General features: G+C 66.2%; 9 protein-coding genes. All 9 read left to right on the forward strand.

Annotation, left to right across the window (positions count from 1 at the left end):
• Positions 1-131 precede the first annotated feature (131 nt).
• The 9 genes from rpsJ (at position 132) to rplP (ending at position 4,879) form a co-directional block, all read left to right on the forward strand.
• Entirely contained in the window at positions 132-440 is a 309-nt protein-coding gene (gene rpsJ, locus ACILRB_RS15735; protein WP_012589623.1) for a 30S ribosomal protein S10, read from the forward strand.
• A 78-nt stretch (positions 441-518) separates the two neighbouring features.
• A complete protein-coding gene (gene rplC / locus ACILRB_RS15740; RefSeq protein ID WP_395667242.1) occupies positions 519-1,259 on the forward strand; it encodes a 50S ribosomal protein L3 in 741 nt (246 codons plus the stop codon).
• On the forward strand, positions 1,256-1,876 hold the full coding sequence (gene rplD, locus ACILRB_RS15745; RefSeq protein WP_395667243.1) for a 50S ribosomal protein L4: 621 nt from the start codon (positions 1,256-1,258) through the stop codon (positions 1,874-1,876). The genes rplC and rplD overlap by 4 nt, the downstream gene beginning before the upstream one ends.
• On the forward strand, positions 1,873-2,181 hold the full coding sequence (locus tag ACILRB_RS15750) for a 50S ribosomal protein L23 (protein ID WP_395667244.1): 309 nt from the start codon (positions 1,873-1,875) through the stop codon (positions 2,179-2,181). Before rplD ends, ACILRB_RS15750 begins: the two co-directional genes overlap by 4 nt.
• Before the next feature lie 26 nt (positions 2,182-2,207).
• The gene (gene rplB, locus ACILRB_RS15755) at positions 2,208-3,047 is read left to right on the forward strand and encodes a 50S ribosomal protein L2 (protein WP_395667245.1); all 840 of its coding nucleotides are present in this window, start codon (positions 2,208-2,210) and stop codon (positions 3,045-3,047) included.
• Positions 3,048-3,049: 2 nt separating this feature from the next.
• A complete protein-coding gene (gene rpsS / locus ACILRB_RS15760; protein ID WP_395667246.1) occupies positions 3,050-3,328 on the forward strand; it encodes a 30S ribosomal protein S19 in 279 nt (92 codons plus the stop codon).
• Between the two features lie 2 nt (positions 3,329-3,330).
• Complete coding sequence (gene rplV / locus ACILRB_RS15765) at positions 3,331-3,714, forward strand: 50S ribosomal protein L22 (protein ID WP_395667247.1); 384 nt, start codon at positions 3,331-3,333, stop codon at positions 3,712-3,714.
• A 9-nt stretch (positions 3,715-3,723) separates the two neighbouring features.
• Positions 3,724-4,437, forward strand: coding sequence for a 30S ribosomal protein S3 (gene rpsC, locus ACILRB_RS15770; protein WP_395667248.1), 714 nt, complete (start codon positions 3,724-3,726; stop codon positions 4,435-4,437).
• Between the two features lie 28 nt (positions 4,438-4,465).
• Positions 4,466-4,879, forward strand: a complete 414-nt coding sequence (rplP, locus tag ACILRB_RS15775) for a 50S ribosomal protein L16 (protein WP_395667249.1) — start codon at positions 4,466-4,468, stop codon at positions 4,877-4,879.
• Positions 4,880-4,909 lie beyond the last annotated feature (30 nt).

A 4,909-nucleotide genomic window follows, 5' to 3' on the forward strand; every position in this document is an offset into this window, starting at 1 on the left:
CTCGATCAAGGAATAAGGCTGAACGACAGCCGGCCGGCCGGGCTTCGGTCCGGCCGGCGCCATCAGGCGCAAGACTTAAAGCGAGCCGGCGGAACGGGATCATCCGGCGCGGGCCGACAGGGATTTCATTGATGAACGGCCAGAATATCCGCATTCGCCTCAAGGCGTTCGATCATCGGATCCTCGACACCTCGACCAAGGAGATCGTGTCGACGGCGAAGCGGACGGGCGCGCATGTTCGCGGCCCCATTCCGCTGCCGACCAAGATCGAGAAGTTCACCGTGAACCGCTCGCCCCATGTCGACAAGAAGTCGCGCGAACAGTTCGAGATCCGCACGCACAAGCGGGTCCTCGACATCGTCGACCCGACCCCGCAGACGGTCGACGCGCTCATGAAGCTCGACCTCGCCGCCGGCGTCGACGTCGAGATCAAGCTCTAACGCGCGGCTTGCGGGCTGCGGAATAAGCCCTTCGCCGGCGGCCTTGGGCTCCGCGAAAGGGATTTTAAGGATTAAGCCATGCGGTCAGGTGTCATCGCACAAAAGGTCGGCATGACCCGCGTCTTCAACGACGGCGGCGAGCATGTGCCGGTCACGGTCTTGAAGCTGGACGGGTGTCAGGTCGTCGCGCACCGCACCAAGGAGCGCAACGGCTACTCCGCGGTTCAGCTCGGGATCGGTCGCGCCAAGGTCAAGAACGTGTCGAAGGCCGAGCGCGGCCGCTTCGCGGTGGCGCAGGTCGAGCCGAAGCTGAAGCTCGCCGAATTCCGCGTCGCCGACGACGCGCTGCTTCCGGTCGGGGCCGAGATCACGGCCGACCACTTCGTCGTCGGCCAGTTCGTCGACGTCACCGGCACGAGCACCGGCAAGGGCTTCGCCGGCCCGATGAAGCGCTGGAACTTCGGCGGTCTTCGCGCGACGCATGGCGTGTCGATCTCGCATCGCTCGCATGGTTCGACCGGCGGCCGTCAGGATCCCGGCAAGACCTTCAAGAACAAGAAAATGGCCGGCCACATGGGCTGCGAGCGGGTGACCACGCTCAACCTGCGCGTGGTCCAGACGGACGTCGAGCGCGGGCTGATCCTCGTCGAGGGCGCCGTCCCGGGCGTCGCCGGCGGCTGGATCTACGTTCGGGACGCTGTGAAGAAGTCGCTGCCGACCGACGTGCCGCAGCCTGGCAAATACCGCCTCGCCGAAGGCGCTGGCGAAGCCCCGGCCGCCGAGGCCGGCGCTGGATCGGAGACGGGAGCGCAAGCGTGAAGATCGACATTACGACCATCGCCGGCGAAGCCGCCGGGTCGATCGAGCTCGACGACTCGATCTTCGGCCTCGAGCCGCGCGAGGATCTCATCGCCCGCATGGTGCGCTATCAGCTCGCCAAGCGCCGCGCCGGCACGCACAAGACCAAGGGCCGCGCCGAGATCGCCCGCACGGGCAAGAAGCTCTACAAGCAGAAGGGCACGGGCCAGGCCCGCCACGGCTCCGCCCGCGTGCCGCAGTTCCGCGGCGGCGGCCGCGCCTTCGGCCCGGTGGTGCGCTCGCATGCGCATGACCTGCCGAAGAAGGTGCGCGCGCTCGCCCTGAAGCACGCGCTCTCGGCCAAGGCCCAGGACGGCGGGATCGTCGTCTGGGAGCAGGCCAGCGCCGCCGAGGCAAAGACCAAGGCGCTCAGGGCCGATTTCGCGAAGGCCGGGCTGACCAGCGCGCTGATCATCGACGGCGCCGAGCTCGAAGCCAATTTCGCGCTCGCCGCACGCAATATTCCGCAGATCGACGTGCTGCCCGTGCAGGGCCTCAACGTCTACGACATCCTTCGCCGCGAGAAGCTGGTCCTGACCAAGGCCGCGGTCGACGCCCTGGAGGCGCGGTTCAAATGAGCTCGAAACTGGCGCTCGAAGCGCACCATTACGACGTGATCGTCGCCCCGGTCATCACCGAAAAGGCGACGCTCGCCGCCGAGGCCAACCAGGTGATCTTCAAGGTTCGTCGCACTGCGACGAAGCCCGAGATCAAGGCCGCCGTCGAGCGTCTGTTCGAAGTCAAGGTGGTGGGCGTCAACACGCTGATCCGCAAGGGCAAGAAGAAAGTGTTCAAGGGGACGCGCGGCGTCCAGTCGGATGTGAAAAAGGCGATCGTCACCCTCGCCGAGGGCGACAAGATCGACGTCACGACCGGTCTCTGAGCCAAAGGATTTAAGGAAAGACGCCAATGGCGCTGAAGACGTTCAAGCCGGTCACCCCGGGCCTTCGCCAGCTCGTGATCGTCGACCGTAGCGATCTCTACAAGGGCAAGCCGCTGAAGCAGCTGACCGAGGGCAAGACGTCTTCGGGCGGCCGCAACAACAACGGCCGCGTGACCGTGCGCTTTCGCGGCGGCGGGCACAAGCAGAGCTATCGCATCATCGATTTCAAACGGCGCAAGCTCGACGTGCCGGGCAAGGTCGAGCGGATCGAATATGATCCGAACCGCACATCGTTCATCGCGCTGATCGCCTACGCCGACGGCGAGCAGGCCTACATCATCGCGCCGCAGCGTCTGTCGGTCGGCGACGAGGTCGTGGCCTCGCAGCAGGCCGACGTGAAGCCCGGCAACGCCATGCCGCTCGCCTCCATGCCGGTCGGCACGATCGTGCACAACGTCGAGATGAAGATCGGCAAGGGCGGCGCCATGGTGCGCTCGGCCGGCACCTTCGCGCAGGTCGTCGGCCGGGACCAGGGCTATGTCATCGTCCGCCTGAATTCGGGCGAGCAGCGGCTGATCCACGGCCAGTGCTTCGCGACGGTTGGCGCGGTGTCGAACCCTGACCACATGAACGCCTCGATTGGCAAGGCGGGCCGCAGCCGCTGGCTCGGCCGGCGCCCGCACAATCGCGGCGTGACCATGAACCCGGTCGATCATCCGCACGGCGGCGGCGAAGGCCGCACCTCCGGCGGCCGTCATCCGGTCACGCCCTGGGGCAAGCCGACCAAGGGCAAGAAGACCCGGTCGAACAAGTCGACCACGAAATTCATCGTGACCTCGCGTCACAAGAGCAAGAAGAAGGGCTGACGATGGCTCGCTCGATCTGGAAAGGGCCGTTCGTCGACGGCTACCTCTTGAAGAAGGCGGACGCCGCGCGCGCTTCGGGCCGCTCCGAAATCATCAAGATCTGGAGCCGCCGCTCCACCATCCTGCCGCAGTTCGTCGGACTGACCTTCGGCGTGCATAACGGCCACAAGCATGTCCCGGTCAATGTGACCGAGGAGATGATCGGACACAAATTCGGCGAATTCTCTCCGACGCGGACCTTCCATGGCCATGCGGCGGACAAGAAAGCCAGGAGAGGCTGACCATGTCCAAGGAGAAGGCGCCCCGCGCGCTCAAGGACAATGAGGCGAAGGCTGTCGCGCGCATGCTGCGCATCAGCCCGCAGAAGCTCAACCTGCTTGCCCAACTCATCCGCGGCAAGAAGGTCGAGCGCGCGCTCGCCGATCTCGAATTCTCGCGCAAGCGGGCGGCTTTCGACGTGCGCAAAACGCTCGAGAGCGCGATCGCCAACGCCGAGAACAACCACAGCCTCGAAGTCGACGATCTCGTCGTGGCCGAGGCCTATGTCGGCAAGGCGCTCGTCATGAAGCGCTTCAGCGCCCGCGCCCGCGGCCGCTCGGGGCGTATCGAGAAGCCGTTCTCGCATCTGACGATCGTGCTGCGCGAAGTCGCGGCGCCGGCGGCGTAAGAGGGTAAGATGGGACAGAAAGTCAATCCGATCGGCCTGCGCCTCGGCATCAACCGCACCTGGGATTCGCGCTGGTTCGCCTCGACGGGCGAATACGGCAAGCTCCTGCATGAAGACATGGCCATTCGCGCCGCGCTGATGAAGGCGCTGAAGCAGGCCGCCGTGTCGAAGATCATCATCGAGCGGCCGCACAAGAAGTGCCGCGTGACGATCTATTCCGCCCGCCCGGGCGTCGTCATCGGCAAGAAGGGCGCGGACATCGACAAGATCCGCAAGCTCGTCGCCAGGATGACCGACAGCGAGGTGGTGATCAACATCGTCGAGGTGCGCAAGCCCGAGATCGACGCGACGCTCGTCGCCGACTCGATCGCCCAGCAGCTCGAGCGGCGCGTCGCGTTCCGCCGCGCCATGAAGCGCGCGGTGCAGTCGGCGATGCGTCTCGGCGCCGAGGGCATCCGCATCAACTGCTCCGGCCGGCTCGGCGGCGCCGAGATCGCGCGTCTCGAGTGGTACCGCGAAGGCCGCGTGCCGCTGCATACGCTGCGCGCCGACGTCGATTACGGCACGGCGACCGCTCACACCGCCTATGGCGCCTGCGGCATCAAGGTCTGGATCTTCAAGGGCGAGATCCTGGAGCATGATCCGATGGCCCAGGACAAGAAGATGGCCGAGCAGGACCACGGCGGCGGCGAACGCCGGCGGCGCGACCGCGACGCCGCCTGAGCGCCGAACAGTTTGAGAGTATCGCATCATGCTGCAACCCAAGCGCACCAAATTCCGCAAGGCCTTCAAGGGCCGCATTCACGGCGCGGCGAAAGGCGGCTTTGAGCTGAATTTCGGCCAGTTCGGTCTCAAGGCGCTTGAGCCCGAGCGGATCACCGCGCGCCAGATCGAGGCCGCCCGCCGCGCCATGACGCGCCACATGAAGCGCGCCGGCCGCGTGTGGATCCGCATCTTCCCCGACGTGCCGGTGTCGAAGAAGCCGACCGAAGTGCGCATGGGCAAGGGCAAGGGCGCTCCCGAGCTGTGGGCCGTGCGCGTCGCGCCGGGCCGCATCATGTTCGAACTCGACGGCGTGCCGGCGGAGCTCGCGCGCGAGGCGCTGCGCCTCGCTTCGGCGAAGCTGCCGATCAAGACGCGCTTCATTCAGCGCATCCAGGAGTGACAGGGCCATGAAGTCGAAGCAGCGTTTGGC

It is taken from the genome of Methylocella sp., assembly GCF_044226135.1.
Lineage (GTDB): Bacteria > Pseudomonadota > Alphaproteobacteria > Rhizobiales > Beijerinckiaceae > Methylocapsa.

What these genes read in the sequence shown, in the direction of transcription:
- rplP (WP_395667249.1), top strand. Translation starts at nt 4,466, where the DNA reads ATGCTGCAACCCAAGCGCACCAAATTCCGCAAGGCCTTCAAGGGCCGC.
- rplC (WP_395667242.1), top strand. Translation starts at nt 519, where the DNA reads ATGCGGTCAGGTGTCATCGCACAAAAGGTCGGCATGACCCGCGTCTTC.
- rpsC (WP_395667248.1), top strand. Translation starts at nt 3,724, where the DNA reads ATGGGACAGAAAGTCAATCCGATCGGCCTGCGCCTCGGCATCAACCGC.
- ACILRB_RS15750 (WP_395667244.1), top strand. Translation starts at nt 1,873, where the DNA reads ATGAGCTCGAAACTGGCGCTCGAAGCGCACCATTACGACGTGATCGTC.
- rplV (WP_395667247.1), top strand. Translation starts at nt 3,331, where the DNA reads ATGTCCAAGGAGAAGGCGCCCCGCGCGCTCAAGGACAATGAGGCGAAG.
- rpsS (WP_395667246.1), top strand. Translation starts at nt 3,050, where the DNA reads ATGGCTCGCTCGATCTGGAAAGGGCCGTTCGTCGACGGCTACCTCTTG.
- rpsJ (WP_012589623.1), top strand. Translation starts at nt 132, where the DNA reads ATGAACGGCCAGAATATCCGCATTCGCCTCAAGGCGTTCGATCATCGG.
- rplB (WP_395667245.1), top strand. Translation starts at nt 2,208, where the DNA reads ATGGCGCTGAAGACGTTCAAGCCGGTCACCCCGGGCCTTCGCCAGCTC.